Genomic DNA, 1,083 nt, shown 5'->3' on the forward strand with positions numbered 1-1,083 from the left:
GGCTGCGGGCGGCCAGGGCCAGGCTGTGGTCGCCGGTGCTCGCGGCGCTGGTCGCGGCGCACGCCGTCGTGTGGCTGCTCACCGACGACCCGGCGCTGCGCGCCACGGCGGTGGGGGTGACCGCGCTCGCCGCGCCCGTGGTCTGGGTGCTGGTCACCGACTCCGCGAGGGGCCGCCGCAGCGGCTACCGTCGACGCCCGTGACCACGCCGGACGACGCCGCTACCCTGTCCACCTCGCTGTCCGCCGCCCGGGCCGCCACCGCCGGGCCGACCGGCGCAGGCACCGACGCCTCGCCCCTGGGACGCCTGGAGCTGCTCCCGGCGGTCGACGTCGCCGACGGCCAGGCCGTGCGCCTGGTGCAGGGCGAGGCCGGCTCGGAGACGGCCTACGGCGACCCGATGGACGCCGCCATGGCCTGGGTGCGCGACGGTGCGGAGTGGATCCACCTCGTCGACCTCGACGCCGCCTTCGGCCGCGGCAGCAACGCCGACGCCCTCGCGCTCGTCGTCCGTGCCGTCGACGACGCGGGCGTCCAGGTCGAGCTGTCCGGCGGCATCCGCGACGACGCGTCCCTGGCCCGCGCCCTGGCCACCGGCTGCCGCCGCGTCAACCTCGGCACCGCCGCCCTGGAGGACCCGGACTGGACCCGCCGGGCCATCGCCGAGCACGGCGACCGGATCGCGGTCGGCCTCGACGTGCGCGGCACCACGCTCGCGGCCCGCGGCTGGACCCAGGAGGGCGGCGACCTGTGGGAGACCCTGGCCCGCCTCGACGCCGACGGCTGCGCCCGCTACGTCGTCACCGACGTCACCAAGGACGGCACCATGCGCGGTCCGAACGTCGACCTGCTCGCCCAGGTGTGCGCCGCCACCGACCGCCCCGTCGTGGCCTCCGGCGGGATCAGCAGCCTGGCCGACCTCGAGGCGCTGCGGGCGCTCGTCGGCCGCGGCGTCGAGGGTGCCATCGTCGGCAAGGCCCTCTACGCCGGCGCCTTCACCCTGCCCGAGGCGCTCGCCGTCGCCGGCTGACCGCCCGCCCGCGGCGGTCGACCGCCCGCCCGCGGCGGCCGACCGCCCGCCCG

2 protein-coding genes are annotated in these 1,083 nt (G+C 78.7%); both read left to right on the top strand.

Annotated features, from left to right (window positions below):
* A partial coding sequence (locus WCS02_RS20540) for a hypothetical protein (RefSeq protein ID WP_340296173.1) occupies window positions 1–203 on the top strand: 203 nt, incomplete at its 5' end.
* A gap of 95 nt (window positions 204–298) precedes the next feature.
* Window positions 299–1,030, top strand: coding sequence for a bifunctional 1-(5-phosphoribosyl)-5-((5-phosphoribosylamino)methylideneamino)imidazole-4-carboxamide isomerase/phosphoribosylanthranilate isomerase PriA (priA, locus tag WCS02_RS20545; protein WP_340296174.1), 732 nt, complete (start codon window positions 299–301; stop codon window positions 1,028–1,030).
* Window positions 1,031–1,083 lie beyond the last annotated feature (53 nt).

Source organism: Aquipuribacter hungaricus (genome assembly GCF_037860755.1).
Lineage (GTDB): Bacteria > Actinomycetota > Actinomycetes > Actinomycetales > JBBAYJ01 > Aquipuribacter > Aquipuribacter hungaricus.